Origin of the sequence: Streptomyces sp. NPDC059740 (genome assembly GCF_042733155.1) — a bacterium.
Lineage (GTDB): Bacteria > Actinomycetota > Actinomycetes > Streptomycetales > Streptomycetaceae > Streptomyces.
Genome location: NZ_JBHWGP010000041.1, coordinates 25,252 through 51,076, shown reverse-complemented (window position 1 = coordinate 51,076; position 25,825 = coordinate 25,252). Strand labels below are relative to the sequence as shown.

The 25,825-nt window shown below is 71.8% G+C and carries 25 protein-coding genes; 3 read left to right on the top strand and 22 right to left on the bottom strand.

The window, feature by feature from the left end; translation table 11 throughout:
• Window positions 1-156: 156 nt before the first annotated feature.
• Window positions 157-582 carry a VOC family protein gene (locus ACFV3R_RS30210; protein WP_385589766.1) on the top strand — a complete coding sequence of 142 codons (426 nt, stop codon included), beginning with the start codon at window positions 157-159 and terminating at the stop codon, window positions 580-582.
• 241 nt (window positions 583-823) lie between these two features.
• On the opposite strand, the gene ACFV3R_RS30205 is transcribed toward ACFV3R_RS30210, so the two are convergent.
• The 3 genes from ACFV3R_RS30205 to ACFV3R_RS30195 form a co-directional block, all read right to left on the bottom strand.
• Entirely contained in the window at window positions 824-2,056 is a 1,233-nt protein-coding gene (locus ACFV3R_RS30205; protein WP_385589764.1) for an MFS transporter, read from the bottom strand.
• A 245-nt stretch (window positions 2,057-2,301) separates the two neighbouring features.
• Entirely contained in the window at window positions 2,302-3,486 is a 1,185-nt protein-coding gene (locus ACFV3R_RS30200) for an acyl-CoA dehydrogenase family protein (RefSeq protein ID WP_385589762.1), read from the bottom strand.
• Window positions 3,487-3,531: 45 nt separating this feature from the next.
• On the bottom strand, window positions 3,532-5,088 hold the full coding sequence (locus tag ACFV3R_RS30195) for a long-chain fatty acid--CoA ligase (protein ID WP_385589760.1): 1,557 nt from the start codon (window positions 5,086-5,088) through the stop codon (window positions 3,532-3,534).
• A gap of 113 nt (window positions 5,089-5,201) precedes the next feature.
• Here ACFV3R_RS30195 and ACFV3R_RS30190 point away from each other — a divergent pair, with 113 nt between their 5' ends.
• Entirely contained in the window at window positions 5,202-5,873 is a 672-nt protein-coding gene (locus tag ACFV3R_RS30190; RefSeq protein ID WP_385589758.1) for a TetR/AcrR family transcriptional regulator, read from the top strand.
• Window positions 5,874-6,017: 144 nt separating this feature from the next.
• On the opposite strand, the gene ACFV3R_RS30185 is transcribed toward ACFV3R_RS30190, so the two are convergent.
• The 18 genes from ACFV3R_RS30185 to ACFV3R_RS30100 all read right to left on the bottom strand — a co-directional run bounded on the left by ACFV3R_RS30185 (window position 6,018) and on the right by ACFV3R_RS30100 (window position 22,491).
• Window positions 6,018-6,776, bottom strand: a complete 759-nt coding sequence (locus tag ACFV3R_RS30185; RefSeq protein WP_385589756.1) for an SDR family NAD(P)-dependent oxidoreductase — start codon at window positions 6,774-6,776, stop codon at window positions 6,018-6,020.
• An 83-nt stretch (window positions 6,777-6,859) separates the two neighbouring features.
• Complete coding sequence (locus tag ACFV3R_RS30180; protein WP_385589754.1) at window positions 6,860-7,897, bottom strand: MBL fold metallo-hydrolase; 1,038 nt, start codon at window positions 7,895-7,897, stop codon at window positions 6,860-6,862.
• 96 nt (window positions 7,898-7,993) lie between these two features.
• A complete protein-coding gene (locus ACFV3R_RS30175) occupies window positions 7,994-9,502 on the bottom strand; it encodes a class I adenylate-forming enzyme family protein (RefSeq protein WP_385589752.1) in 1,509 nt (502 codons plus the stop codon).
• A 69-nt stretch (window positions 9,503-9,571) separates the two neighbouring features.
• Window positions 9,572-9,892 (bottom strand): EthD family reductase, encoded by a 321-nt coding sequence (locus ACFV3R_RS30170; RefSeq protein ID WP_385589769.1) that lies wholly within the window; start codon window positions 9,890-9,892, stop codon window positions 9,572-9,574.
• 66 nt (window positions 9,893-9,958) lie between these two features.
• Entirely contained in the window at window positions 9,959-10,333 is a 375-nt protein-coding gene (locus tag ACFV3R_RS30165; RefSeq protein WP_385589750.1) for a hypothetical protein, read from the bottom strand.
• Window positions 10,330-10,755: a nuclear transport factor 2 family protein gene (locus ACFV3R_RS30160; protein ID WP_385589748.1), complete on the bottom strand. Its 426-nt coding sequence runs from the start codon at window positions 10,753-10,755 to the stop codon at window positions 10,330-10,332. Before ACFV3R_RS30160 ends, ACFV3R_RS30165 begins: the two co-directional genes overlap by 4 nt.
• Before the next feature lie 273 nt (window positions 10,756-11,028).
• Complete coding sequence (locus ACFV3R_RS30155) at window positions 11,029-11,652, bottom strand: TetR/AcrR family transcriptional regulator (protein ID WP_385589746.1); 624 nt, start codon at window positions 11,650-11,652, stop codon at window positions 11,029-11,031.
• Window positions 11,653-11,734: 82 nt separating this feature from the next.
• Window positions 11,735-12,883 (bottom strand): acetyl-CoA C-acetyltransferase, encoded by a 1,149-nt coding sequence (locus tag ACFV3R_RS30150; RefSeq protein WP_385589744.1) that lies wholly within the window; start codon window positions 12,881-12,883, stop codon window positions 11,735-11,737.
• 28 nt (window positions 12,884-12,911) lie between these two features.
• Complete coding sequence (locus ACFV3R_RS30145; protein ID WP_385589742.1) at window positions 12,912-13,718, bottom strand: enoyl-CoA hydratase/isomerase family protein; 807 nt, start codon at window positions 13,716-13,718, stop codon at window positions 12,912-12,914.
• Window positions 13,715-14,500: an SDR family NAD(P)-dependent oxidoreductase gene (locus ACFV3R_RS30140; RefSeq protein ID WP_385589740.1), complete on the bottom strand. Its 786-nt coding sequence runs from the start codon at window positions 14,498-14,500 to the stop codon at window positions 13,715-13,717. The genes ACFV3R_RS30145 and ACFV3R_RS30140 overlap by 4 nt, the downstream gene beginning before the upstream one ends.
• Window positions 14,497-15,273, bottom strand: coding sequence for an SDR family oxidoreductase (locus ACFV3R_RS30135; protein ID WP_385589738.1), 777 nt, complete (start codon window positions 15,271-15,273; stop codon window positions 14,497-14,499). The genes ACFV3R_RS30140 and ACFV3R_RS30135 overlap by 4 nt, the downstream gene beginning before the upstream one ends.
• Window positions 15,270-16,499, bottom strand: a complete 1,230-nt coding sequence (locus ACFV3R_RS30130; RefSeq protein ID WP_385589736.1) for an acyl-CoA dehydrogenase family protein — start codon at window positions 16,497-16,499, stop codon at window positions 15,270-15,272. Before ACFV3R_RS30130 ends, ACFV3R_RS30135 begins: the two co-directional genes overlap by 4 nt.
• 12 nt (window positions 16,500-16,511) lie before the next feature.
• Complete coding sequence (locus ACFV3R_RS30125; protein ID WP_385589734.1) at window positions 16,512-17,486, bottom strand: phosphotransferase family protein; 975 nt, start codon at window positions 17,484-17,486, stop codon at window positions 16,512-16,514.
• A complete protein-coding gene (locus tag ACFV3R_RS30120; RefSeq protein WP_385589732.1) occupies window positions 17,483-18,685 on the bottom strand; it encodes an acyl-CoA dehydrogenase family protein in 1,203 nt (400 codons plus the stop codon). Before ACFV3R_RS30120 ends, ACFV3R_RS30125 begins: the two co-directional genes overlap by 4 nt.
• Before the next feature lie 53 nt (window positions 18,686-18,738).
• Window positions 18,739-19,884, bottom strand: a complete 1,146-nt coding sequence (locus ACFV3R_RS30115; protein WP_385589730.1) for a thiolase family protein — start codon at window positions 19,882-19,884, stop codon at window positions 18,739-18,741.
• Window positions 19,881-20,198 carry a Zn-ribbon domain-containing OB-fold protein gene (locus tag ACFV3R_RS30110; protein WP_385589728.1) on the bottom strand — a complete coding sequence of 106 codons (318 nt, stop codon included), beginning with the start codon at window positions 20,196-20,198 and terminating at the stop codon, window positions 19,881-19,883. The genes ACFV3R_RS30115 and ACFV3R_RS30110 overlap by 4 nt, the downstream gene beginning before the upstream one ends.
• Before the next feature lie 68 nt (window positions 20,199-20,266).
• Window positions 20,267-21,055 carry an enoyl-CoA hydratase/isomerase family protein gene (locus ACFV3R_RS30105; RefSeq protein WP_385589726.1) on the bottom strand — a complete coding sequence of 263 codons (789 nt, stop codon included), beginning with the start codon at window positions 21,053-21,055 and terminating at the stop codon, window positions 20,267-20,269.
• A gap of 251 nt (window positions 21,056-21,306) precedes the next feature.
• Window positions 21,307-22,491 (bottom strand): acyl-CoA dehydrogenase family protein, encoded by a 1,185-nt coding sequence (locus tag ACFV3R_RS30100; protein WP_385589724.1) that lies wholly within the window; start codon window positions 22,489-22,491, stop codon window positions 21,307-21,309.
• Between the two features lie 448 nt (window positions 22,492-22,939).
• Here ACFV3R_RS30100 and ACFV3R_RS30095 point away from each other — a divergent pair, with 448 nt between their 5' ends.
• A complete protein-coding gene (locus ACFV3R_RS30095) occupies window positions 22,940-23,680 on the top strand; it encodes an SDR family oxidoreductase (protein WP_385589722.1) in 741 nt (246 codons plus the stop codon).
• 59 nt (window positions 23,681-23,739) lie between these two features.
• Here the strand turns inward: ACFV3R_RS30095 and ACFV3R_RS30090 are convergent, their stop codons facing one another.
• Window positions 23,740-25,038, bottom strand: coding sequence for an MFS transporter (locus ACFV3R_RS30090; protein WP_385589720.1), 1,299 nt, complete (start codon window positions 25,036-25,038; stop codon window positions 23,740-23,742).
• Window positions 25,039-25,825 lie beyond the last annotated feature (787 nt).

Below are 25,825 nucleotides of genomic sequence, written 5' to 3'. Positions count from 1 at the left end.
AGTTCTACCGGGGCTCCGCTTCTCACGTCCCGGATCACACCAGATCAGTCCCCACGCGTTTGCCTTCCCGAGCCTTAACTTCACGGCCTTGCCCTTTAGGCTGGCGCCGCCCTGTCGGAGCGCCGGGTGAGGGCGTCGGGGGTGCAGGGTCCAGGCATGGCACGAACAGACGCTGGGGCGCTCTCGCGAGGCCGGGTGGCGACCCGGCTGCCTGCCCAGGATCTGGCCCGGGCACGGCGCTTCTACTCCGAGAAGCTCGGTCTCGAACCCTTCGACGAGCGGCCCGGGGGGCTGCTGTACCGGTGCGGCGGGACCGACTTCGTGCTCTTCCAATCGACCGGCTCCTCTCAGGGCACGTTCACACAGATGGGCTGGGAGGTCGACGACCTCGCCGAGGTCCGCTCCGAACTCCTCTCCCGCGGCGTGGTGTTCGAGTCGGTGGACACACCCGGTCTCCGCACCGAGGACGGCGTCGCGGAGGTGGCGGGGAACTATCCGAGCAAGGGCTCCAGGGGGGAGCGCGCGAGCTGGTTCCGGGACAGCGAGGGCAACCTGCTGGGCATCGGGCAGCCGCTGTTCTGAGAGCCGCCGGGCACCACGGCTGCCCGCCGGCGACGGGTACCGGCCGGCCGGGCCGGCGCAGTGACCCGCGTCCACCCAGCCGTCGGCACCGCGACCGCCGCCACGCCTCATCGGGCCGGAGGAGGCCGGGCTGCTCGTCGTCCCGGGCCGGTGACCGGGACGACGCCCGTGGGTCTGCGGCCACGAGGCGGACGGCCCGGTGGCGGGGTGGGGCTCGTCGCGGCCCTTTGCCGGTAGGGGTTCAGTCGCCCCCGGCGGGGTTCAGGCGCCGGGCGTCGTGCTCCGGACGGATGGCGGCAACCGCGAAGGCGCCGGCGAGCAGCATGACGACCGCCGTGACCAGGAAGGACGTGGTGTAGCCCGTCGCCGCGGTCCGCGAGGTGTCGATGAAGTGGCCGGTGAGGGCCGGCGCGAGGAGGCCGGGAAGGGTACCGGTGGCGGCGACGATGCCGAAGACGGCGCCGCGCTGGGTGGTCGGGACCACCTCGGCCGTGGTGATGTAGTGCAGCGGAATGGCGACGGAGGCGCAGCCGAAAGCCGCAGCGAGCAGCACGAGCCGCGGGCCGGTGGGGTGGACGAAGGGAAAGGCGGCCATGGCTGCACCGGCCAGGCAGACCGCACCCCCCTGGAGGGCTCCGCTGGACCAGCGGTGGGAGACGCCACGCCTCCTGAGCGCGTCGACGAGCGGCGAGACGGTCAGCAGCAGGACGAAGCCGCATGCGGAGACCGCGCTGATGGTGGTCGCCGCCCGCTCGGCGGTCATGGGGAGTTGGGTGCGCAGGTAGGCGGGCAGCCAGGTGCTGCTGAGGGACAGCGCCCACTGGGCGCCGAACGCACTGGAGATGCTGCCCAGGACGGTGCCGGTACGCAGGATCCTGCGGTACGGCAGCCGGGTCCCGCCCCGTGTTGGCTCGCCCTGTGCCGGGGGCGGCTGCGCCTGGCCGTAGGGGCCGTCGTGACCGACCCTCCACCACAGCAGGGACCACAGTGCGCTGGCGACCGCGAGCGCGGCGAAGGCCGACCGCCAGCCGTGGGCAGTGATGAGCCAGGTCACCACGGGTGCGGCGATGAGGGTGCCGAGGGCTGCGCCCCCGATGTGCAGGGCCGAGGGCAGACCGCGTCGCCCGGGCGGGAACCAGGTGTAAAGGGCGTGCATGGACATGGCGGCGGCCGGCCCCTCGGCAGCGCCCAGGAGCAGGCGGCCCACCACGAGGGCGGGCACCGTGGCGACGATCAGCACCGGGAGCTGGGCCACCGCCCACAGCAGGGTCATCGCGAACAGCAGCAGGCGGGTGGAGAAGCGCGCGGAGAGGAAGCCGACCACCAGGCCGGAGAGACTGAACAGCAGGAAGAAGCAGCTGGAGATCAGTCCGTAGGTGCTGTGGCTGAGGTGCAGCTCGTCCATGATCGGGAGAGCGGCGAGCCCGAGGACGGACTTGTCGGCGAAGTTGACGACCATGAACGCCACGATCATGGCAGTGATCAGCCAGGCTCGTCGGCGCCTGTCGGCGGGAGGCCCCGGAGGGCCGCCGCACGGGGCCGCAGCGGGCTGGGAACGCGGTGGTGACACGGGTGCCAAGGGTGACTCCTGCGGATTCGAGGGGGCAGGCAGGGCGTCGGGGCGGGGCGGAGCCCCGGTGAGCGGGTGCGCGACCCCCACGGCCTCGGGGTCCGCGCTACGGGGCGCGCCGCCGTCGCCCGTCCTCGACGACGTGCCGGTCAGCTCAGGGACTTGGCGATCGCGTTCTTGTGGATCTCGCTGGTGCCGGTGACGACCCGGAACATCCGCAGTGTGCGGAAGATCTGCTCGACCTCGTTGCCGCGGGTCAGGCCGGCCTTGCCGTGGATCTGCACGGCCTGGTCGGCGACCCGGAAGCAGGACTCCGCGGTGAGCAGTTTGCACATGTTGGCCTCGACGGCGATGTTCACGCCCCGGTCGGCCCGGGCCGCCGTGGCCAGCACCGTGGAGCGGGCGGCGTAGACGTCGGTCGCCATCTCGGCGAGTTTGTGCTGGATGGCCTGGAGGGCGAGCAGCGGCCGGCCGAAGGCGACGCGGTTCCTGGAGTAGGCCACGGACAGGTCCCAGGCGCGCCGGGCGGCGCCGATGAGGGACGGGCAGTGCAGCAGGCGGTTGAGGGTGATGCGTCCGATGCCGATGCGCAGGCCCTGACCGATCTCGCCTAGGAGGTTCGCGGCGGGGACCCGGCAGCCGTCGAAGACCAGGTCGCCCTCCATCTGCTGGCCCGACATGGGGACTTCACCGTCGAGTACGGAACAGCCCGGGCTGTCGAGGTCGACGAGGAACGCGCTGTACACCTCCTCGTCGGTGGCCTCGGGGGCCGGGGCCGTGCGGGCGACGACGATGGCGAAGTCGGCGAAGGGCGCGGCCGAACTGAAGACCTTCTTGCCGGTGAGCACGTAGGAGTCGCCGTCCGGCGTGGCCGTGGTGGTCATGCGGCGTACGTCGGAGCCCGCGTCCTCCTCCGTGATGGAGAAGCAGCAGGCGCGCTCACCCCGGATGACGGGGAGCAGGTACCGCTCCAACTGGTACTCCGTCGCGTACTTCACGATGGAGCCGGCCCGCAGGGGGCCACCCATGTCGCCGAGCACGGAGTGCGACAGTGCCGCGCCGGATGCGGTCAGCTCCTCTTTCAGCGCGCAGAGCTCGACCAGGTTCAGGCCCTGTCCGCCCAGCTCCGCCGGAAGGCTGATGCCGTAGAAGCCGAGTTCGTGGCTGCGCTTCCAGACGTGTTCGAGCGTCGGCCGGTCCAGTTTGCTCTCGGCGGTGATGCCGCGCTCGTGCTCGTAGGGGATGAGTTCCTCGTGGAGGTAGCGGCGCAGGTCGGTGACCAGTTCCTGCAGGCGCGGGTTGTCGTCGTAGGAGGGTTCGAGGGTGAAGGGCATGGCGGTGGCTCCCTGTGCGGTGCGGTGCGGGCGGGTTCTGCGGTCTCAGTTGACGCGGCGTGAGGCGGCGGCCCAGTAGGGCTCCCGGATGGCGCGGCGGTCGATCTTGCCGTTGGCGTTGTGCGGCAGCGCGGTCACGAAGTCGACCGAGCGGGGCTTCTTCATGCGGGCCAGGCGCTCGGCGCAGAAGGCGATGAGCTCCGCCTCGCCGAGCCTGGCCCCGGCACGCGGCACGACGACGGCCTTGACGGCCTCGCCCCACTGCGCGTCCGGGACGCCGACGACGGCTGCCTCGTACACCTGCGGGTGCTGGTGCAGGGCCGCCTCGACCTCGACGGCGTAGATGTTGAAGCCGCCGGAGATGATCATGTCCTTCTTGCGGTCGACGATGAAGACGTAGCCGTCGGCGCGGCGGCGCGCGAGGTCGCCGGTGAGGAACCACCCGTCGCGGAAGACCTGGCCGGTCAGCTCGGGCTCGTTGTGGTAGCCGGGGACGACGTCCGGGCCGCGCACGGCGATCTCGCCGACCTCCCCGTCGGGTACCGGAACCCCGTCCTCGTCGACGACGGCGACCTCGGCCTCGGCGCGCGGGCGCCCGCAGGACAGGAGCAGTTCCTCGTCGCCGTCCTCGATGGCCCGGCGGTGGTCCTCGGTCGAGAGGAACAGCACGCCCGAGGTGGTCTCCCCGCAGCCGTACCCCTGGGACAGCACCGGGCCGAAGAACCGCCACGCCTCGCGGATGCGGGCCGGGGACATGGGGGCCGCCCCGTAGATGAGCCGGCGCAGGCTGGAGAGGTCGTACTCGTGGGCGTGGGGCAGGGCAAGGACCGTGTTGACCATCGTCGGGACGAGGAACGCGTGGGTGGCGCGCTCTCGTTGGACGGTGGCGAGGAACTCCTCGGCGTCCCAGCGCGGCAGGACGATCGCGCACCCGCCGGCGAAGAAGATGCCCATCAGCGGCATGCCGGAGGCGTGGGTGACGGGCCCGGCCAGGATCTGCCTGTCGCCGGGGCCGATGCGGGTCTCCGGGCCCATCACCATCTTGCGCAGAACGGCGGCGCGGTTGCCGTGGGTCTGGATCGCCGCCTTGAGTTTTCCCGTCGAGCCGGACGTGAAGTGCAGCACCGCGATGTCGTCCTGCGCGCAGTCGACGTCGACGGCCTCGGGGGCGGTGGCCGCGAGGGTCTCGGTGTAGCCGGGACCCAGGTCGCTCGGGCCGTCGTAGCCGATCACCGTTTTCACCTCGCTGCCGGGTACCGCCTGCCGGGCCGCGTCGAGGTGGGAGGCGTCGGTGAGCAGGATGCGGGCGGAGGACTCACGCAGCAGGTGGGCCACCTCGTGCTCACCGAGCCGGGCGTTGACGGGGGCGCGCACCAACCCCGCCTTGTAGAGCGCCACTTCCGTCACCACGAGTTCGGCCCGGTTGGCGGCAAGGGTGGCCACGCAGTCTCCCCGGCGCAGCCCCAGGTCGAGCAGGGCGGTCGCGAGCCGGTCGCTGTCCTCGTCCAGCTCGCCGTACGTCAGCCGGGTCGGGCCGCAGACCACTGCTTCGGCCTCGGGCTGATGGCTACTGGTCCGGCGTACGTACCGTCCGAGGTTCACAACGACTCCCTGGAGTTTCTGAACACTGTGTCCGTTACCAATCTTGACGTCCAGGAACGTAAGGGCAGCGTTAGTGTCAGGTCAACGGCCCGAACGAAAGAGGGAACGATCTCGTGACCAAGTCCGCAGGAGGCCCGGCCGGCCCCCGGGAGACCGCCAGACCCGCCGAGGACCGCCGTGTTCGGCGCACCCGCTCAGCGTTGCGGTCGACCCTGGTCGAACTCGTCCTGAACAAGGGGTTCCACGCCGTCACGGTGGAGGAGATCACCGAGGGCGCGGACGTCGCGCGTGCCACGTTCTACGCGCACTACCGCGACAAGGAGGACCTGCTCGTCGATGTCGTCCGGGAGCTGGCGGTGGACCGCGAGCGGCTGCTCCCCGCCGTGGAGCAGGCCCGGGCAGAGGGTTTCACCGGCCTTCCGGTCCTCTACATCTTCCAGCACGCCGCGCAGGAGAAGCCCGTCTACCAGGTCATCCTCCGGGGCGAGGGCGACGGCCGGGCGCTGCGGGAGTTCACCGAGCTCATCTGCGAGCGGGTCGAGCTCCTCTTCCGGGAGCGTGCCGAACAGCTCGGGGTCACCCCGCGCGTCCCCTTCGACGTGATCGCACGGGCCTGGACGGGCGAACTGGTCGGCGTGCTGACGTGGTGGGTGGAGAACGACACCGGCTACAGCGCCGCCGAGGTCACAGGCCATCTGCGCGATCTGTCGGTGTACGGACGCGTGTGGGCCTCGGGATTGACCCCGTCCGACGCGCCGGGCGCCCTGGATGCCGGATCACGCTGAGCCCTGACCGCACTGACTGGACAGTCTGTACGCCGAGCGGCGGCGCCACGTTCGCCGGCCACCTCCCGGCGCCGGCCTGCGGAGCGCGTGCCCGCACCCGTGGCTTCGGTGCGGAGCGGCGGAGCCACGGGTGCCGCCCTGCGTTCAGCGCGCCGTCCAGCCCCCGTCGACGTACATCTCGGAGCCGGTGACGAAGCTCGCGTCCTCGGAGGCGAGGAAGGCCACCGCGCCGGCGACCTCAGCCGGCCGGCCCAGTCGCTGCATGGGGGTGCCCTCGACCATCGCCCTGTGGCGGGGTGTGCCCCGCCACAGGTGGCGGGAGCGCGGGGTCTCGATGAAGCCGGGGTGGAGGGAGTTGACGCGCACTCCGCGCGTGGCCCAGTGCAGAGCCGCGTTCTTCGTCATCAGCCGTACCGCGCCCTTCGCCGCGTGGTAGGAGAACTGACTGCCGAAACCGCCCACCGTGCCGAAGATCGAGGCGATGTTGACGACCGAGCCGCCGCCGGAGTCCTCGATGGCCGGGCCGCCGTACTTCATGCCCAGCCAGACGCCGGTCTGGGTTACCGCGATGACCTTGTCCCAGGACTCCTGCGTCTCCGTCTCCACGGTCCGCGTCTCCGCGATGCCCGCGTTGTTGACGAGCACGGTCAGCCCACCGTACGTGTCGAGCACCCGTTGCACCGCGGTGCGCCAGGCCTGCTCGTCGGTCACGTCCAGCGCGAGTCCGAGGGCTCTCGCGCCGTGGTCCGACAGTTCCTTCGCCAGTTCCGCACAGCGGGTGGCGTCCACGTCGGTCACCACCACCGCGGCTCCTTCGGCCGCCAGCCGCCGTGCCACTGCGTCCCCTATCCCACCGGTCGCCCCGGTGATCAGAGCGGTCCGCCCCCGCAGTCGGTCATGCACGGTTCCTCCTCCTCCGGCCGGCGGCCCGGCCCTGCTCGTCGCCTGCTCCGTCTGCACCGGGGGCGACCTTCGCCGCGCCCGTTTCAGCGGGTCCGTGTGTACTGGTTCACACCGTTCGCGAAGGCCACCTCGGCCCGTCCGCGCAGGACGAGGACGTCCAGGTGAGCGGCCGTCTCGTTGACCGCGAGCATCCGGTTGAAGGCGCTGAGTTCCTCGAACGGCACCTCCCGGCGCGTCCAGCCGAGCCTGCGTGCCACTCCGTGGGCGTCGAGCGTGCCCTGGTCCAGTGCCGACAGGCTCTTGGCCAGCCGGTCGTCGTGGTGGGCGAGCAACTCGGCGACCCGGGTGTGGGCGCTGTCCGTGACGGGCCCGTGCGCGGGCAGCAGCCGGGCATCGGCATACCGCGTCATGAGGTGGAGCGAGTCCAGGTAGTCGGCGAGCGGCCGGCCGCCGGGCTCGGCCAGTTCGAAGCCGATGGACGGGGTGATGTGCGGCAGGACGTGGTCCCCGGAGAAGAGCAGGCCGCGCTGCTCGTCCAGGTAGACCACATGTCCCCTGGTGTGTCCGGGGGTCGGGACGACCCGCAGCCCGCGGTCGCCGAAACGCAGCGTCCCGGCGCCCAGCCACCGGTCGGGAGCCTCCCACACGCTCGGGTCGTACCCCCCGTGGTCCATCCTCGCCACCTCGTCGGCCAGTTCCGCCGCGCCGGCCCTGCGCAGGGTCTCCAATGAGCCGGCCGGCTCGTCGCTGCGGAGCAGGCCGAGCATCTCCAGTCCCGGGCGCTCGCCGGCGCCGAGGTACACGCGGCAACCGAGCAGGCGGCGCAGCTCGACGGCGTTGGTGTAGTGGTCGCGGTGGATGTGGGTGACCAGGATGTGGCTGATCTCGCCGAGGTCCCGGCCGATGACCGCCAGCGCCGCCTCCAGCGCCTTGCGCGCCTCGGGGACGGCCCATCCGCCGTCGATCATGACCAGGCCGTCCGCTGCCAGGTCCTCCAGGAGGTAGACGTTGACGGCGTGCAGCCCGTCGTTCGGCAGCGGCAGGGGGACGCGGTGCACCCCGGGTTGTACGGTCTGGACTCCGGCTGCCGCCCAGGGCCCCTGGTCGAACCGCTGCGTCATGGCACTCCCTTGCTGGTACCCCGCTGTGGAGCGGTGCGTGTGCGCGTGTGGTGCTGTGGACCGTCAGGGGCGACGAGGTCTGCCCGGTGGTCCGGGTCAGGCCGGCCCCGGGCTGCGTTCGCGCAGCCTGCCGGCCAGTTCGCGGGCGGTACGGCGGTCGGTCTTGCCCACTTTGGTCTGCGGCAGCTCCTCGACCCTGAACACGAACTCGGGCCACTTGGTCTTGGACAGGCCCAGGCGCTCCAGGTGTCCGGTGACCTCGTCCAGGCCGATGTCACCGCCGTCCTCGGTGACGACGAGGAGCGCCACCCGTTCGCCGAGCACCTCGTCGGGTACCGCGGCGACGCAGGCCCGGGACACGCGCGGACAGCCGGCGACCGCGCGCTCTATCTCGGTGATGTCGATGTTCCGGCCGCCCCGGATGACGACGTCCTTCTCACGCCCCATGATGCTGACGGTGCCGTCCTGGTGGACCATCAGCAGGTCCCCGGTGACGAGGTAGCCGTCCGGCGTCAGTGCCGGCCGTGCGAGGCTGCCGTCGTGGGCGTAACCCAGGAAGAGGGACGGGCCGCGCACCTGGGCCCGCCCGGTCACGCCGGGGCCGGCCGGGCGGCCGTCGGGGGTGAGGGCGCGCAGGTCGGTGCCGGGGAAGGGCCGCCCGTCGCGGCCGAGCCGGATCTCCTCGGGGTCCTCGGGGCTCGGTGAGGTGTGGCCGAGGCACTCGGACATGCCGAAGACCCGAAGGATCTTCGTGCCCAGCGACCGCTCTGCGCGCGCGAGGGCGCCACGGTCCATGGGGCCGCCGCCGACGGTGATCGAGCGTACCGAGCCGAGAATGCCGGAGCCCGCTGCCTCGGTGGACATCTGGAGTGCCATCGTCGGCACGCACATGGTCCACCGGACACCTGCCTCGGCCATCCGCCGCAGCGCGACGGCACGGTCCCACTTCGCCGTCATCACCAGCGGCCCGCGCAGCAGGAGGGAGAGGTAGACCCCGAAGCAGTACGCCGCGGTCGAGGACAGCGGCACAAGTGCGGCGACGGCGTCACCCGCCGAGAGGCCGTTGAGGGTGATGGTGTGCCTCGCCGCGTAACGCAGGGCCTCTTCCGACTGGACGACGCCCTTGGGCCGCCCGGTGGAGCCTGAGGTGAGGCCGATCAGTGCGCCGCCCGACCACCTCCTGACGTCCGGCCGCCACGGGCCCACCAGGCACTGCCACCCGTCGAGCACCGAGCCGGCGAGACCCGGCAGCAGGTCGTGCACGCCCCATTCGTCCATGGCGGAGGGCTCGGCGACGACGGCGTCCGGGCGGATGTCCTCCCAGGCCGCGGCGAACTCGGCACGCGTGGTGTGCCTGTTGACGACCGCGAGAGTGCCGCCGTCCAGACCCACGGCGAGGGTGGCGGCGACGGTGCGCCAGGAGTTGTCCGCCTGGAGCAGGACCGTGCGGCCCGCACCGTCCTGCGCACCGGAGGACAGCGTCACGGCCGAACCTGCCGCCTTCTTGCACAGTTCCCGGGCCGTGTGCTCACCCGTGTCGTCGATGACGGCGACGAAGTCGGCTTCGGCCGCACTCCGGTGGAACTCCCGCACTACCTGTCGCATACCGTCCCTCGCTGCGCTGTGCCGAACTCCGTCTGCTGCACCTTGTTCTGCCCGCCGCGCCGTACCGGCTCAGCCGCTGAACAACTCGGCCTCGTGGCCCATCACCGCGATCCGGCGGCCCCTCATGTCGCCGACCTGGGCCACGGCAGCCGCCCACTCGGTGCTCGCGAGGGCCTTCTGCAGGTCCTCGGGGGAGTCGAAGCCGAGCACGGAGATGCCGTCCCAGCCCTCGGAGCGCCGCTCCAGAGCGGCGTCGATCTCCGTGTGCCGCCAGGCACGCAGTCCGGGCAGGCGGCAGGTGAGCTCCGCGTGGTCGCCGCGCCACCAGTCGATGAACCGCTCGTGGGTCCACTCCGGGGGGCGGGCGGCGAGCAGGACGAGGTTGTACATGGGGGCCTTTCGCAACGGTCGGTGGTGCACGGGATCGGTGGTGCCGGGGGCCGGCTGCGTCCGGGATCAGGTGAAGCGGACCTGCGAGGACCGGCCGATCAGCAGGCGCTCCAGGCGGCCTTCACCGTTCAGCCGGCCGGCGGCGACGAAGCTGGCCTCGGGGACGCCGGTGCGCCGCACCTCTCCGAGGAAGACCTCGTCCCGGCCGAGGGTGGCCGCGGAGAGAAGGTGGTGGGTGCGGGTGCCCTTCTCCCGTTGGTCCAGGTAGCCCACGAGGGCGGCGCGGTCTCCGGAGAAGTCGGTGGCCTCCCCGTCGCCGGTGGAGAAGAGGATGGAGAGGAAGAAGTCGTCGCTGATCAGGTCGAGGACCCTGGCCGGCTCCTCACCGTCGAGGATCTCGAACCAGGCGGTGAGGAAGGGGGCAGTGGCGGTGTCACTCATGCGCGGCTCCCGTCGGCTGTGCTCGGCCGGGCAGCCGCCACGGGGCCGTCCCCCGGCTCGGGCCGTTCCTCCCCGGGCCGGTCGACCAGTGCGAAGGAGGTGGTGAAGAAGGACTGGTAGCGCGCCAGGAGGCCGTCCGGCGAGACCACTGCCGCCGAGAGGAAGGAGCCGGAGTACCGCCCGTTCTCCGTCACCACTCCGTAGACGGTCTCGACATCGCCGTCCTGGCTGTGACGCAGCACCTCGTGTGCCCGGTCGACCGGGTTGCGGCCGGCGATGTACGCGGCGAAGTCCTCCCGGGAGCTGCCGCTGACCTCCTTTCCGGGGAGTGCGAGGAGGAACCGGAAGCCGGGTTCGAGGAGGTCCAGTGTCCGCTCGGGGTGCGGACTGTCCATGCTGGTCAGGTATGCGCGCAAGGTCATGGGTGCCCCTTCGGCCGACGGCTGCCCGACAGGCCGTTGTCAATCAACCTGAGTTCAGTTCAATTCAGTGGGGATCGTAATGCCGGTGAAACAGGGCTGGCAAGGGGGCGTTGCCCACTGCTGCGTCCACCGCACGGGCCGGCCGCGCGAGGGGGTCGCGACGGCACCGTGGAGGTGCGGGACAGCAACCAGCCCCCTGGCACGGGGCGTCAGGGGGCTGGGAGCGTCAGGGGCTGGGAGCGCCGGCGGGCGGGGCCTGGCGGATGCCGGGCGTCACATGGCGGCCATCCGCACGCAGGCACCTTCGATCAGGTCGCTGATCTCCGAAAGCGGCGTGGGCCCCGACGGCCGGTACCACCGCCACACGCTGACGATGAGCCCCAGCACACCGGCACCGAGCAGTTGCGCGTCCCGCAGCGGGAAAGCACCCTGCGACATGCCGCGCACCAGGAGGTTCGTCCAGTCCCGCTCGACCAGTTGGACGAGCTGCCGGGCGGCCACGCGCTCAGCCTCCTCCCGCTTGGACTTGCGGGGCCCGGAGAGCAGGTCCATGTGGTTGTGGAGGATGCGCATCTGCAGCACCTCACGGTCGGAGACGTCGTACGCCGCGCGCACCGCGGCCCGCAGCGCCTCGACGGGGTCGGCCACGCCCTCGGTCGCCTCGGTGAACTTCTCGTGCGAGCGCTGGAGTTCGAGCCGCATGATGGTGAGCAGGCAGTGGGTCTTGGACTCGAAGTAGTGGTACAGCGCGGTCTGCCCGATGCCCACCCGCTCCGAGACGGCGGCCCACTTGGTGGATTCGAAGCTCGTCTCACCGAAGCAGTCGACGGCGGCGGTCAGGATGGCCGCGCGCTTGGACCTCGGTCCCGCTTCCGGTTCAACGTTCCTGGTGGCCATGTTCCGCTCTCCCGGCTGTCACCGACCCTGTCGGCATCCGAGACTAGCCCCAACCTGAACTCAGTTGCCAGCCGGGCCTCGGTCACTGGCGCTCGAGCACGGTCGCGTTGGCCATGCCCCCGCCCTCGCACATGGTCTGCAGGCCGTAGCGCCCGCCGGTCCTGCGCAGCTGGTGGACGAGAGTGGTCATCAGCCGGGCGCCCGTGGCGCCGAGCGGATGGCCGAGCGCGATGGCACCGCCGAAGGCGTTGACGCGTTCCCCGACCGCGCCGGTCTCCTTCTGCCAGGCCAGGACCACCGAGACGAAGGCCTCGTTGATCTCGATCAGGTCGATGTCGTCGAGCGAGAGGCGGGCCCTGTCCAGGACTCTCTGCGTGGCCGGGATCGGTCCGGTCAGCATGTGCACGGGGTCCGAGCCGACCACGGTCATGGTGTGCACCCGGGCCAGCGGCGTCAGCGCGTGCCGGTGCACCGCCTCACCGGAGGCGATGAGCAGCGCGGCGGCACCGTCGGAGATCTGGCTCGACACTGCGGCGGTCAGCCTGCCGTCCTCCGTCAGGGGCTTGAGGGCCGCCATCTTCTGCAGCGTGGTGTCGGCTCGGGGGCCCTCGTCGGCGGTGAGTCCGAAGGACGGCACGATCTCGTCGTCGAAGGCGCCTTCGGCCTGGGCGGCCAGGGCCCGCTGATGGCTGCTGAGCGCGAACCGCTCCATGTCCGCTCGGGAGACGTCCCACTTCTCGGCGATCAGCTCGGCACCGCGGAACTGCGAGACCTCCTGGTCGCCGAAGTTCCCGCGCCATCCCTCGCCCCCGTAGGGGCTGCCCAGGCCGGCCTGTTGCCCGAGCGTCGCGGGACTGGCGAGGGGCACCAGGCTCATGACCTCCACCCCGCCGGCGACCACCAGGTCGGCGGCGCCGGACCCGACGGCCTGGGCGGCGAAGTGCACGGCCTGCTGGGAGGAGCCGCACTGCCGGTCGACGGTGGTACCGGGCACGTGCTGCGGCAGTCCCGCCGAGAGCCAGGAGGTCCGTGCGAGGTTCCCGGTCTGTGCGCCGATCTGGCTCACGCACCCGAAGTACACGTCGTCGACGGCGTCCGGGTCCGCGCCCGTACGGTCCAGGAGGGCACGCAGCACATGGGCGCCCAGGTCAGCCGGGTGCACCGCGCTGAGTGCGCCCCTGCGGCGTCCGACGGGGGTACGGACGGCTCCGACGACGAATGCTTCCGGCACGGTGGGCTCCACGGGTTCGGGTTGCGGGTCAGGGGGCGGGCGCAGGCGGGAGCGGGACGCCCGTGAAGTCGGGTGCCCGCTTGGCGAGGAAGGCCGCGACGCCCTCGCGGCCTTCCTCGGATGCCGCCGCGGTGGCGAGCGCGCCCGCCTCGCGGTCCAGGTGCGGGCCGAGCTCGCCGGTCAGCCCGGAGCGGACGAGCCGGCGCGTGGCGCCGAAGGCCGCGGTGGGTCCCCGGAGCAGCGACTCGGCCGTGCGGACGGCCTCGACGGGCAGCCGGTCGGCGGCGACCACCCGGCTCACCAGCCCGATCCTCTCGGCCTCCGCCGCAGGTACCCGCCGGTTGGTCAGCAGCAGGTCCAGCGCCCGCTTGGGTCCGATGAGGCGGGGCAGGAACCAGCTCACCCCGGCGTCGGGCGAGTACCCGATGCCGGTGTACGCGGCGGTGAACGAGGCGTCGTCGGCCGCGAGGGTTACGTCGGCCGCCGCAGCGAGGCCTGTTCCGGCGCCCGCGACGGGTCCCTGGACCGCGGCCACCATGGGCGCGTCGATCGCGGCGAACGTGCGCAGGGCCTCGTGCAGCGCGCCCGTCACCGCGAGGAGGTGTCGCTCCAGTGCCCGGCCCGAGAGCGCTGAGAACTCACGGAGGTCGCCGCCTACGCAGAAGGACCGTCCCTGGGCGGTGAGCAGCACGGCCCGCGCCTTCCCTGCCGCGCAGGCGCGTGCCGCGTCCAGCAGGCCGCGTGCCGTTGCCAGGTCGATGGCGTTGCCCGCCTCGGGCCGGCACAGCGTGACCCGGGCCAGGCCCTCGTCGCCGAGTGCGCAGCCGACGCTCATCGCGCGGTCCAGCCGCCGTCGACCGTCATGACCTGCCCGGTGCAGTACGAGGAGGCGTCCGAGGCGAGGAAGAGGAGCGCCCCGTCCAGTTCGTGGTCGTGGCCGCCGCGGCCCAGAAGTGTGTTGCGGTCGACCCAGCGGCTGGAGCGTTCGTCGCTGAAGAGCTCCGCGGTCATCTCGGTGCGGAACCAGCCGGGGGCGAGTGCGTTGACCCGGGTGCCCGTACCGCCCCACTGTCCGGCGAGCTCGCGGGTCAGGCCGATCAGTCCGGCCTTGGAGGCCGAGTAGCTCGCCCCGCCCAGAGGCGTGGCGCTGACCAGGCCGAGGATGGAGGAGACGTTCACGATGCTCCGGCCGGCGGTCGGGGGGCCGGCGGGAGCCGGCGCCTCGGCGGTCAGCCTGGCCAGGTGGAACGGCGTGGTGAGGTTCACGTCCAGGACGCCGGCGAAGGCTTCCGGGGACTCGTCCGCGGCGCGGGTCTCACCGGAGGTGGCGGCGTTGTTGACCAGGATGTCGATGCGGCCGGTGGTGGCAAGTGCCGTGCCGACCAGGCCGGCGCGCTCCCTCTCCTGCACGACGTCGCAGGCCACCGGGTGGATGCGCGCGTCGCTGTCCGCGAGTTCCCGCAGCCGGTCGATGCGGCGGGCGGCGGCGAACACGGTGGCGCCGGCCTGCGCCAGGACGGCGGCGAAGCGGGCGCCGAGCCCCGCGGACGCACCGGTGACGATCGCTGTGCGGCCCTGGAGCGAGAACAGGTCGGTGGCGGCTCGTGGTGCGTTCACTCCGCCACCCCGATCGGCAGGGCGGTGGCCCCGCCGTCGAGCACCAGCGCCTGGCCGGTCATCCAGGAGGACGCCTCCGAGGCGAGGAACAGCGCAGCCTGGGCCACGTCCTCCACGGTGCCCAGGCGCCGCAGCGGCAGTCGGGCGGTGAGAACCGGCTCGCGGACCTCCCACACCGCACGCGCCAGCTCGGTCTTGATCAGGCCGGGGGCCACGGCGTTGACGCGGACGCGGGGGCCGAGCTCGTAGGCGAGCTGCCGGGTCATGTGCAGCATGGCGGCCTTGGTGGCGTTGTAGTAGCCGATGTGCGGGTCGACGACCAGGCCGCCGACGGAAGCGATGTTGACGACCGCTCCCCCGTGTTCGGCCATCCAGGCCCGCCATGCGCAGCGGGTCCAGGCGATCATGCCGTACTGGTTGACGCGTACGGTCTTCTCGGCGCGCGGCAGATCCAGGTCCAGGAGGTCCCCGTGGTACGGGTTGGTCGCCGCGTTGTTGACGAGGACGTCGAGGCGTCCGAAGCGGGCCATGGTGTCGTCGACGCAGCTCTGTGCCTGATCCGGTTCACCGGCGTTGGCGAGGACCGTGTGCACCTCGCCGTCGCCCTTGCCGCCCAGCAGCTCCTCGCGGGCCGCCGCGAGCCCGGCCGCCTTGCGGGCGGCGATCACCACGTGGGCGCCGGCGGCCCGGTAGGCGGTGGCGATGCCGAGGCCTATGCCACGGGAGCCACCCGTGATGACGGCCACCTTGTCCTGGAGGGTGTCGGTACTCACGCTGCCCCTGCCTTCCTGTCGTGCTTCCCGTACCGGGCGAGTTCCTGGCGGGCCACCGTCCGCAGGTGCACTTCGTCGGGGCCGTCGGCGATGCGCAGTGCCCGCGTGATGGAGAACAGCCGGGCCAGCACGGTGTCGTCACTGACGCCGGCAGCCCCGTGCGCCTGGACCGCGCGGTCGACGACCTTGTGGGCGACTTCGAGCGCCGCCACCTTGATGGCCGCGACCTCCGTCCGGGCGGCGGCGTTGCCGACGGTGTCCATCAGCCAGGCAGACTTCAGCACCAGGAGGCGCACCTGCTCGATCTCGATGCGGCTGCGGGCGATCCACTCGCGCACCACGCCCTGGTCGGCGAGCGGCCCGCCGAAGGCGGTGCGTGCGGTGACGCGTTCGCACATCATCTGCAGGGCGCGTTCGGCGAAGCCGACGGCACGCATCGCGTAGTGCATGCGGCCGGGCCCGAGCCGCCCCTGGGCGAGCGCGAATCCCTCCCCTTCCCCGCCCAGGATGTTCTCCACCGGTACGCGGACGTCCTCGAAGAGCACGTCGCCGTGGCCGAGCCGGTCGGTGTAGCCGAACATCGGCAGGTCGCGCAGGACGGTGACGCCGGGGGTGTCGCGGGGGACGAGCAGCATGCTCTGCTGCCGGTAGGCGGGTGCGTCCGGGTCGGTCCTGCCCATGACGATGATCAGTTTGCAGTCGGGGTCGAGGATGCCGGAGGTGTACCACTTGCGGCCGTTGACGACGTAGCCGGCGCCGTCGCGGGTGATGCGGGTGCGGATGTTGCGGGCGTCGGAGCTGGCGACCTCGGGCTCGGTCATGGCGAAGCAGGAGCGGATCTCCGCCCTCAGGAGGGGCCGCAGCCACTGCTCCTGCTGCCGGGGCGTGCCGAACAGCGCCAGCAGCTCCATGTTGCCGGTGTCCGGCGCCGAGCAGTTGAACACCTCGGGGCCGATGACGGAACGGCCTGCCAGTTCGGCGAGCGGGGCGTAGTCGAGGTGGGTCAGTCCCGCGCCCCACTCCCCGTGGGCCAGGAAGAGGTTCCACAGGCCTTCGGCGCGTGCCTTCTCCTTGAGTCCGGCCATCACCGGCGGCAGCGCGTGCGGGTCGTCGGCCTCGGCCAGCTGCCGGTCGTGGACGGCCTCCGCGGGCAGGACGTGCTCTTCCATGAACGACCGCATGCGGTCCTGGAGTTCACTCGCCCGTGGCGAGAATCCGAAATCCACGATTGCTCCTGTTCAGCCAAGGATGTCGCGTGCCGTGCGGATCATCGCGGCGATGGTCGGTGGCAGCCGCTCCTGGTCCGGGTCGTGGTGCCTGCCCTCGCGGTGCCGGCGCAGGTTGTGGCCCATGATCGCGGCCATCTTCATGCGGCCGAGCGCCCGGAACCACTCCATCGCGGGCGGCGCCGGGCAACCGTCGAGGTAGGCGTCCAGCAGCTCGGCCTCGGTGGGCAGGCCCGGCACGGCGTGCCCGAGCCGGGGGAAGTTGCGATGGTCGGCGAAGAGCAGGAACCAGCCGAGGTCGATGCGCGGGTCGCCGACGCTCCAGATCTCCCAGTCGACGACGGCCACCGGGCGCTCACCGGTGCACAGCACGTTGCCGAGCCGGAAGTCACCGTGCAGCAGTACCGGCTGCCCCGTCTCCGGGATGCCTGCTGCCAGCCGGGCGAGCAGGGCCTCGCCTCCCGGGCGCAGTTCCTCGGGGACGGCGTGCAGGGTGCGGCTCCACCGCTCCAGTTCGCCCGCCGCGTCGAGGGGCTCGGGGGCGTCGAGGACGGGTGAGCGGACATCGGTGTCGTGCAGCCGGCGCAGCAGGCGGGCGGCCGCCACCATCCGGGCCCGTGCCGTCACGCCGGGCACCCGGTGGTCGTCGAGAACGGGCTCGAGCGCCTCTCCGGTGACGAACTCCATGGCGAACCAGGCCGGTTGCTCCTCCTCCACGCAGACGACACCTGGTACCGGTACCGTCGACCCGGCGAGTGAGCGCAGCACCCTGGCCTGGCGGAGCACGTCGTTGCGTCCGACGGGTCGCTGTCCCGGCGGCACCGCCTTGACCACGTACCTTCCCTCGCCCGCGGTGACCGCGTACGTCAGTCCGGAGTGGCCGCCCGGCAGGGTGCGCAACTCGCCGACGGGCGCGCCGGGGCGGAGGCGGCCCAACCGGTCGCGGACCCGTTCGGTCAGTTCCCGGTCCTGTGCGGCCGTGCTCATCGGACGGGCTCCTTGGGCAGGCCGAGCACGCGCTCGGCGAGGATGTTGCGCTGGATCTCGTCGGTGCCGCCCGCGATGCTGTAGCCGGGTGCGCCGAGCAGGTGCTCCGTCCAGGCGTAGGTGCCCCACTCCCCCGTGTCCGCGGCCAGGCGTGGTCCGAGCAGTTCGGAGACCAGCTCGCTGGTGTGCCTCATGGTCGCGGTGGCGTACAGCTTGCCCACCGAGGCTTCGGCTCCGGGCTCCCGGCCGGCGACCAGAGCCGCGGTCACCCTCAGTCCGATGAGCCGCTGGACCAGGACGCGGACGGCGAGGTCGGCGGCGCGTTGCTGTTCGGCGCCGGTGAGCGGGCGGCCCAGGTGCCGTGCGAGGTCCAGCGCCCGGTCGGCGTTGTCCAGGCCGAGACTGCCGGAGTCGAGCCGTTCGGCGGCCAGCACGCTGAGAGTGACCCGCCAGCCCTCGCCGACCGGCCCGAGCCGGTCGGTGTCGGGCACTGCCACTCCGTCGAGATAGACCTCGTTGAAACTGGAGCCCCCGGTCATCTGCCGGATGGGGCGGACGGTCACCCCGGGTGCGTCCATGCGCACCAGGAAGACGGTGAGGCCGGCGTGCTTGCGCACCTCCGGGTCGGTGCGGCACACGGCGACGCCCCAGGTCGCCACCCGGGCGCCGGAGGTCCACACCTTGTGCCCCTGCAGCACCCAGCCCTCGCCCTGGCGCACGGCCCTGGTCCGCACCGCGGCGAGGTCGGAGCCGGCCTCGGTCTCCGAGAAGAGCTGGCAGGCGAGCTCGTCCGTGCGCAGCATGGGACGCAGCCAGCGCTGCTTCTGCTCCTCGGTGCCCCAGATGTCGACGGCGGGAGCGACGAGCTGCTGTGTCACCGGGAAGATCTCGCCGCGCTGCGGCACCTCGAAGGCCGCTTCCTCGGCGCGGTAGAGCTGCTCGTAGTAGGCCGGCAGGCCGCGTCCGCCGTACGCCTCCTGCCAGGCGAGTGCGCCCCACCCCTGGTCGTAGCGGGTGCGTTCCCACTCCCGGGTGCGGGCGGTGTGTTCCTGCTCCTCCTGCTCGGTCCGGTTCTCGAACACGGCGACGGAGTCGGAGCCGCTGCCCCACTCCCCGCCGGCGGCGCGCGGCCGGGCGACCGTGGCGAGCCACTGCCGGGCCTCGGCGCGGAACGCCGACGGTTGCGGGATGCCGTTCATCTCTTCCTCCGTCTCGGGGACAGCGGGACAGTCGGCCCAGGGCAGCCGGACGGTCAGCGGGACAGCACCGTGCACGCGCTGACGCCCGGGGCGCCGTACACATGGGTGAAGCCGACTCTGGGCTCGCCTGGCACCTGGCGGTCGCCTGCCCGGCCGCGCAGCTGCTGGACCACTTCGTAGACCTGTCGCAGGCCGGACGCTCCGACGGGTTCTCCGTTGGCGATGCAGCCGCCGTCCGTGTTGACCGGTAGCGCACCACCGATCTCCGTGGCCCCGGCGGCGAGCAGGTGTTGCTGTTCGCCGTCCTCGCAGAAGCCGCACTCGGCCATGTGCATGACCTCGGCACCGCACTCGGTGTCCTGGAGCTGGCAGACGTCGACCTCGCCGGGGGCGATTCCCGCCTCCTCGAAGGCGGCGGCCGAGGCGTCCCGGCTGACGCTGGTCAGCGGGCCTGCGGGAATCCACGGGCTGAACACCTCGAACGAGCCGAAGCGCCGGGTCCGTACGGCGGCTGCGCGCAGCGTGACCCGGGGCCGGTCCAGGATGCGGGCGACCTGCGGCGAGCACAGGACGAGCGCGACGGCGCCCGCGCCGGGCGAGCAGAACATGTAGCGGGTCAGCGGATCGCTGACCATGCCGGAATCCAGGATCTGCGCGGCGGACAGCGGTGTGCGGCGCCACGCCCCGGGCGTCAGGGCCCCGTTGCGGTAGGCCTTCTCGGCGACCCGTGCCAGGGTGTGCGGGGTGATCCCGTGGTCGTGCAGGTAGCGCTGGGTCTTCATGCCGAAGAACTGGGTCGTCACCATCAGGCCGTCGGTTCCGTACTCCGTTCCCAGCCCCCAGTCCTCGGGCCTGGGGTCGAAGGCGCCGCGGGGGTGTTTGTCGAAGCCGACGGCGAGGACGACGTCGGCCGTGCCGGAGCGGATCGCGTTCACGGCGGAGACCAGCGCGCTGCCGCCGGTGGCGCAGCCGTTCCTGACGTTGACGAACGGCAGCCCGGTCAGGCCGAGTCGGGAGACCAGGGTGTCGGCGAGCCCGGCGCTGTCGCTGCCGCCGAACGCGGCGCGTACCCGCGGCCACGCGATTCCGGCGTCCGCGAGCGCGGCGTGCACCGCGGTGACGGCAAGCTGCCGTCCGCTCGCCTCACTCCGGCCGAAGGCGGTACGCCCCGCTCCGCAGACGACGACCTCGGTGCTCAAGGCCCCTCCTCTCCTGGTCCGGCGGGCCTGGCCCGGGGGACTCCTCCTCCGCCGGTCACCCGGAGCGGCATGCCGATGTGCACGTCCGCCAGGTCGTCGACGTCCAGCACGGCAGCCACCCGCACGCCCTCCGGCAGTTCGACGTAGCCGACTGCGAAGGGCACGAAGCCCCCGGGCGGGGCCTGGTAGGGCGGGGACTTGGGGGCGTGGCGCTGCACCGTCCAGGTCCACAGCGTGCCCGTGCCGCGCAGGACCGCCGGCTCGGCCGTCCCCCCGCAGCGCGGGCAGGTGTCCTCCGCGGGGTAGGCCGTCACCGCGCACCCGGTGCAGCGTGAGCCCTGGAGCCCGGGGCCCGGACTCCGCGGAACGGACGTCATCCGGATCAGCACCCCTGCCACTTGGGCTCGCGCTTCTCCAGGAACGCCGAGACGCCCTCGTTCGCGTCCTCGGAGTTGAGCGCGACGCCGACGGCGAGGTGCTCCATGACCATCAGGGACTGGGTGTCGGCGTCCAGGCTCCGGTCGATCGTCATCTTGGTGAGCCACATCGTGAACGGGCTCTTGTCGACGAGGTCGCCGATGAAGTCCTCGACCGTGGCGTCGAGTTCCTCGCCGGGGGCCGACTTGTTGACGAGGCCGAACTCGGCGGCCTCCGTGCCGGAGAGGAGCTTGCCGGTGAGCATCAGCTCCTTGGTCTTGCGGATGCCGATCATGCGCGGCACCCGGTAGATGGGGCCGGCCCCGCCGAACAGCGCCCGGCGGATGTGGAAGTCGCCGATCCTGGCGTCGTCGGCCGCGACGGCGAAGTCGCACGAGATCATGATTTCGAAGCCGCCGGCGGTGACGTGGCCCTCCAGGACCGCGACGGACGGCGTCTTCATCGAGTAGAGCCGGTCGCACACCTTGGCCGACTTCACCGCCACGTCGATGGCGTTGGACTTCCCTACGTACTCCTCCTTGAGGCTGTCGAGGTCGAAGCCGGAGCAGAAGGTGCCGCCCCGGCCCCGGACCACCAGCACCCGGAGTTCGGGGTCCTCGTCGACCTCGGTGACGATCTCGTCGAGCCTGTCCAGGATCGGGACGGTGACGCAGTTCTTCTTCCACGGGCGGTTGAGCCAGACCCGCGCCACATGGCCGTCGCGCTCGAACTGGATCTCGTCGTCCACTGCCATTGTCCGGCCTCCCAGTTGCGCCGCATTGCTGTAACTGAACTGAATTCACTACGAGTTTGGACTTCGCCCGATCCACTGTCAACCCCCGGTCCGGCATCACCCGGACGGCACTCCCGAAGCGAGCCCGAATCGGCCTATCAGCAGGGCAGATGGACACGGGGGCCTCCCGTCATCCCTCGCGCGCCCCCAGCCCACGGCACTCACAACAACCGGGGGCTACTCTGTCGGGGGCTACTCTGTTTGAATCGAGTTCACTTTTTGACTGCGGGCAGGGCGGGACCGGGCCCCGGGCGCACGACGAGTCCCGCGAGTCGGGCCCGATACCGGTCCGGGGTGCCGAACAGCGCCTCACCGCTGCGCGCCCGGCGTACGTACAGATGCGCCGGATGCTCCCAGGTGAAGCCGATACCGCCGTGCAGCTGCACGTATTCAGCCGTGGCCAGGCGGAAGGTCTCGGAGCAGACCAGGGCGGCGGCGCACGCGGCGACCGGCAGCTGCGGGGACGCGGCGGCCGTGCAGGCGGTGGCGTAGGCGGACGCCGAACGGGCCGCTTCCAGCGCGACCAGCACCTCGGCCAGCCGGTGCTTGACGGCCTGGAAGGAACCGATGGGGCGTCCGAACTGGTGGCGCCGGCTGACGAAGTCGACGGTCGCGTCCAGCGCATGGCCGCCACCGCCGACCTGCTCGGCCGCCAGGGCGGCCCGCCCGGCGTCCAGCGTCATCTCGACCACCCCCTCGGCGCCTTCCGCAGCGCCCACGGCAGTGGCCGGTGCACCGCGGAACTCCACCAGGGCCTGGCGGCGCGTCTCGTCGAGAACGCGGCGCGGTGTCCGCTGGCAGGTGGCGTCCCCAGCCGGTTCGCAGGCGAACAGCCGGGGGCCGTCAGCGGTCCCCGCCCTGACCAGGAGCAGGTCCGCGTCGGCACCGTCGAGCACGAAGTCCACCCGGCCGCGCAGCACCCAGCCCGCACCCTCCCGTTCCGCCGTGACCCCGAGCTCGCCGGCGAGTCCGGGTTCGACCGCGGAGAAGCCGGCCACGGTCGCGGTGAGCGTGCCGTCGGCGATCCGCGGCAGATAGCGCTCACCGGCCCTGCGGTCGCCGCTGCACTGCAGAGCGTGCCCGGCAAGGACCACGGTGGGCAGCAGCGGCCCGCAGTACAGCGCACGCCCGGCCTCCTCCAGGACCACCGCGAGTTCGGCGAACGTGAAGCCCGACCCGCCGTACTCCTCGGGGATCGCCATCCCGTGCACTCCGATCTCGCCGGCGAGGCGCACCCAGAGCGCCTCGTCGTGGCCGCGTGGCGCGGCCGCCTGCGCGCGGACGTCCTCGGCGCCGCCGACCTCGGTGAAGAAGTCCCGCAAGACGTTGCGCAACTCCCGCCGTTCGTCGGTCTCGGACAGCAGCTGGGGGTCGATGACGGGGTGGTGACGCTGCATGGGGTCTCCATCGTGCTCGTGAGCGGGAGCGGAGGTCGGGGCACGGAGTGGCGGAACCGGAAGCAAGTAGTCGACAGAAAACTGAACTCGATTCGAGACCATAGGCGGATTCGGGAGGGTCGACAACGCCCGCATGGCAACAGGGTATGACTTGGGGGCGGAACGACCCCAGGAGACTATATTGAACTCACTTCACCTCTGTTATGGTGACCGCCCGGGGGTCCGTGGGTTTCGGGACCGTGGAGACGAGCACCCCCTGCGGCTGACCGGGCGGGGCTGCCCGCCGGGGCAGGCCGCGGCTGAACAACCCGTCTCCCGGGGCGACGAGGTGCTGTCACCGGTGGCAGCTGCCGCGCTCCGCCCACCCGATCCGCAGGGGGTGGGCAGCGTCGCCCCCGCGCCCCGTCAACCACCGCTCACCGTCTGCGTCACAGAAGGGAAGTGCAGGATGCGCTTCGACGGAAAGGTCGCACTCGTCACCGGCGGCGCCGGCGGCATGGGTGCCTCGCACGTGCGCGGGCTGGCCGCGGAAGGCGCCCGGATCGTCATCGGGGACGTACGCGACGACGAGGGCAGGTCGCTGGCCGCAGAACTCCCCCGTGCGACGTACTGCCGGCTCGACGTCACCGAGGAGGAGGCGTGGAAGTCCGCCGTGCGCACTGCCGAGGAGGCCTTCGGTCCGGTGGACGTCCTGGTCAACAACGCGGGGATCGTCCACTTCGGCGGTGTCGAGGAGCAGTCGCCCGAGCACTTCCGCCGCGTCCTCGAGGTGAACCTGGTCGGCACCTTCCTCGGGATGCACACCGTCCTGCCCGGCATGCGTGCCCGCGGCCACGGGAGCGTCGTCAACATCTCCTCCGCCGCCGGACTCATCGGCTTTGCCGACGGCATCGGCTATGTCGCGAGCAAGTGGGGTGTACGGGGCATGACCAAGGCTGCGGCACTGGACATGGCGGGCACCGGTGTCCGCGTCAACTCCGTGCACCCTGGCGTCATCCGCACCGCCATGGGCGAGAACGCCTCACCCGGTCTCTTCGCCCGTCAGCCCGTGCCGCGCATCGGGGAGCCGGAGGAGGTCACCCGCATGGTGCTCTTCCTGGCCGGTGACGACGCCTCCTACACCACCGGTGGCGAGTTCCTCATCGACGGCGGCCAGACCGTCGGCCACCTCGGCCACGCCCGACCCTGAGCGGAGTACGACACCGGCGAGGGCCGCCGTTCGCCACGGCGGCCCCGCCTGCCGCCCCGCTACACGTCCTTGCGGACGGTGAGGAGGGCGCCGATCCCGATCACACAGACCGCCATGACGAAGAAGGCCGGGGAGAGCGGGTTCCCCGTGCGCTGCACCAGGAAGGCCGCGATGTACGGCGCCGTTCCACCGGCGAGGACGGTACCGACGTTGTAGCCGATGGCCATGCCCGTGTAGCGGACCCTCCGTTCGAAGAGGCGCGGCCACAGGCTTGCTGCGGGAACCTGGACGAAGGCGCTGCTCAGCATGAACAGCAGGTAGGCCACGCCGGCCAGGGCCAGACTGCCCCGGCCCATCAGCACCATCGCGGGGTAGGCGGTGACCAGGAACCCCAGCAGCCCGGCGAGCAGGACGCGACGGCACCCGAACCGTGCCGAGAGCCGGCCGGCCGGCACCATGAGCACTACGGTGGCGCCCACGACCGCCGCGGACAGCCAGAACACCTGCGTCGAGTCGTAACCGAGGTCGGTGGACAGGTGGATGCCGATGTAGGTCAGGCCGAGGAAGATGGCACCGCCCTGCGCCATGGCCAGACCGACGGACTGCAACAGCGCCGCACGGTGTGTCGACAGCGCCTCTCGGACGGGCGCTCTGGGGATGTCGGCGCTGCGCACGGCCTCCGCGAACTCCGGGGTGTCCGCTATCCGCAACCGCGCCCAGAGGCAGAACAGGGTGAGCGGCACAGCCATCAGGAAGGGCAGCCGCCACCCCCAGGAGGCCATCTGGGCGTCGGTGGTGAGAGCGGAGATCGTCCCGGCCGTCGCGGCGGCGAGCATGAACCCGATGTTGGAGCCGACGGGCGTGACAGCGCCGAGGAGGGCTCTGCGCCTTTCAGGTGCCGACTCGTAGATGTAGGTGTAGGCACCGACGGACTCGCCACCCGAGGAGACGCCCTGCACCAGCCGGGTGAGGAACAGCAGTACCGCGGCCGTCACCCCGATCCGGCCGTAGGTCGGCAGCAGCCCTGTGACGCTGCTGGCGACGCCCATGCACAACACCGAGGACACCAGCGCCCTGCGGCGGCCCCACCGGTCGCCGAGCCAGCCGAAGAAGAGGCCACCGACCGGGCGGACCACCAACCCGGTGGCGAACACCCCGAGTGCCGCCAGCAACGAGGCCGCCGGGTCCCCGCCCGGAAAGAACTGCGGGGCGATCGCCACGGCGAGGTAGCCGTAGATGCTGAAGTCGTAGTACTCGATCAGTGTTCCCAGGCTGCCGGCCAGCATCGCGCGGCGCACCGACCGCGGTTCCTGGTCCGCCTCCGCCTCCGGTCCGGCGGATTGTTGCGTGGCACTCATGATCCGGTTCTCCTCCCTGCGGAACGCACCGTTCGGTCGCCCGGCCCCTCCGGCCTGGAGCGGCTCGGCAGGGCCCGGAGGGGTGGCGTGGTGCGAGGCGGCAACAGGAAGGCCACGCCGACGCCGGAGCAACCGGTCCGGTGGTGGCCCCGACGCGTCTTCGGCCGGGCCGCGTTGGCGCCTGCCGCAGCCACCGCGCTCGCAGTGGTGAGCCGGTCGGCGGCGGCAACGGGCGTGCCGGACCCCGGCCGTGTGGGAACGGAAGCGGGCCCTCTTCCCACACTCGGTTCACGGGCGGGGGCCCGCAGAACGACAGGGAGGTACATCACGTCTTCTCCTGTTCGGAGGCCTTGGGCGGCGCCCCGGTACCTGCCGGGGCCGGAGCGGTACGTGCGGAACGGAGCAGTCGCCTCGCCGCACCGGCCCCGCGGTCAGGTGCTGGACGGCCGACGGACGGCTGCAAGGACGAAGCGCTGTCGGCCCGGGTGCCTCGACCCGCGGTGACAGCAACAGCGAACCGAGGTCGTAGGGACGGGAGTTGCGCTCGCCCCGGTATCGCTTCACCCGAAGTTGAACAAAATTGAAGTCAGGTCAAAGCTAGCCACGGGGACGGGGAGCCTGTCAACGGGTGAGCCCTCTCACTCTCGGTGCCACACGGCTTCGTCGACCGTCCGGTTGCCGGCGCCAAGCCGCTGACAAGGAAGCATAGTTGAAGTAGGTTCACACGCGAGCGATCGGCACGTCACCCCCTCCCCCGGGCGCCGCCCGGTCGACCGGAGCGAGGTCC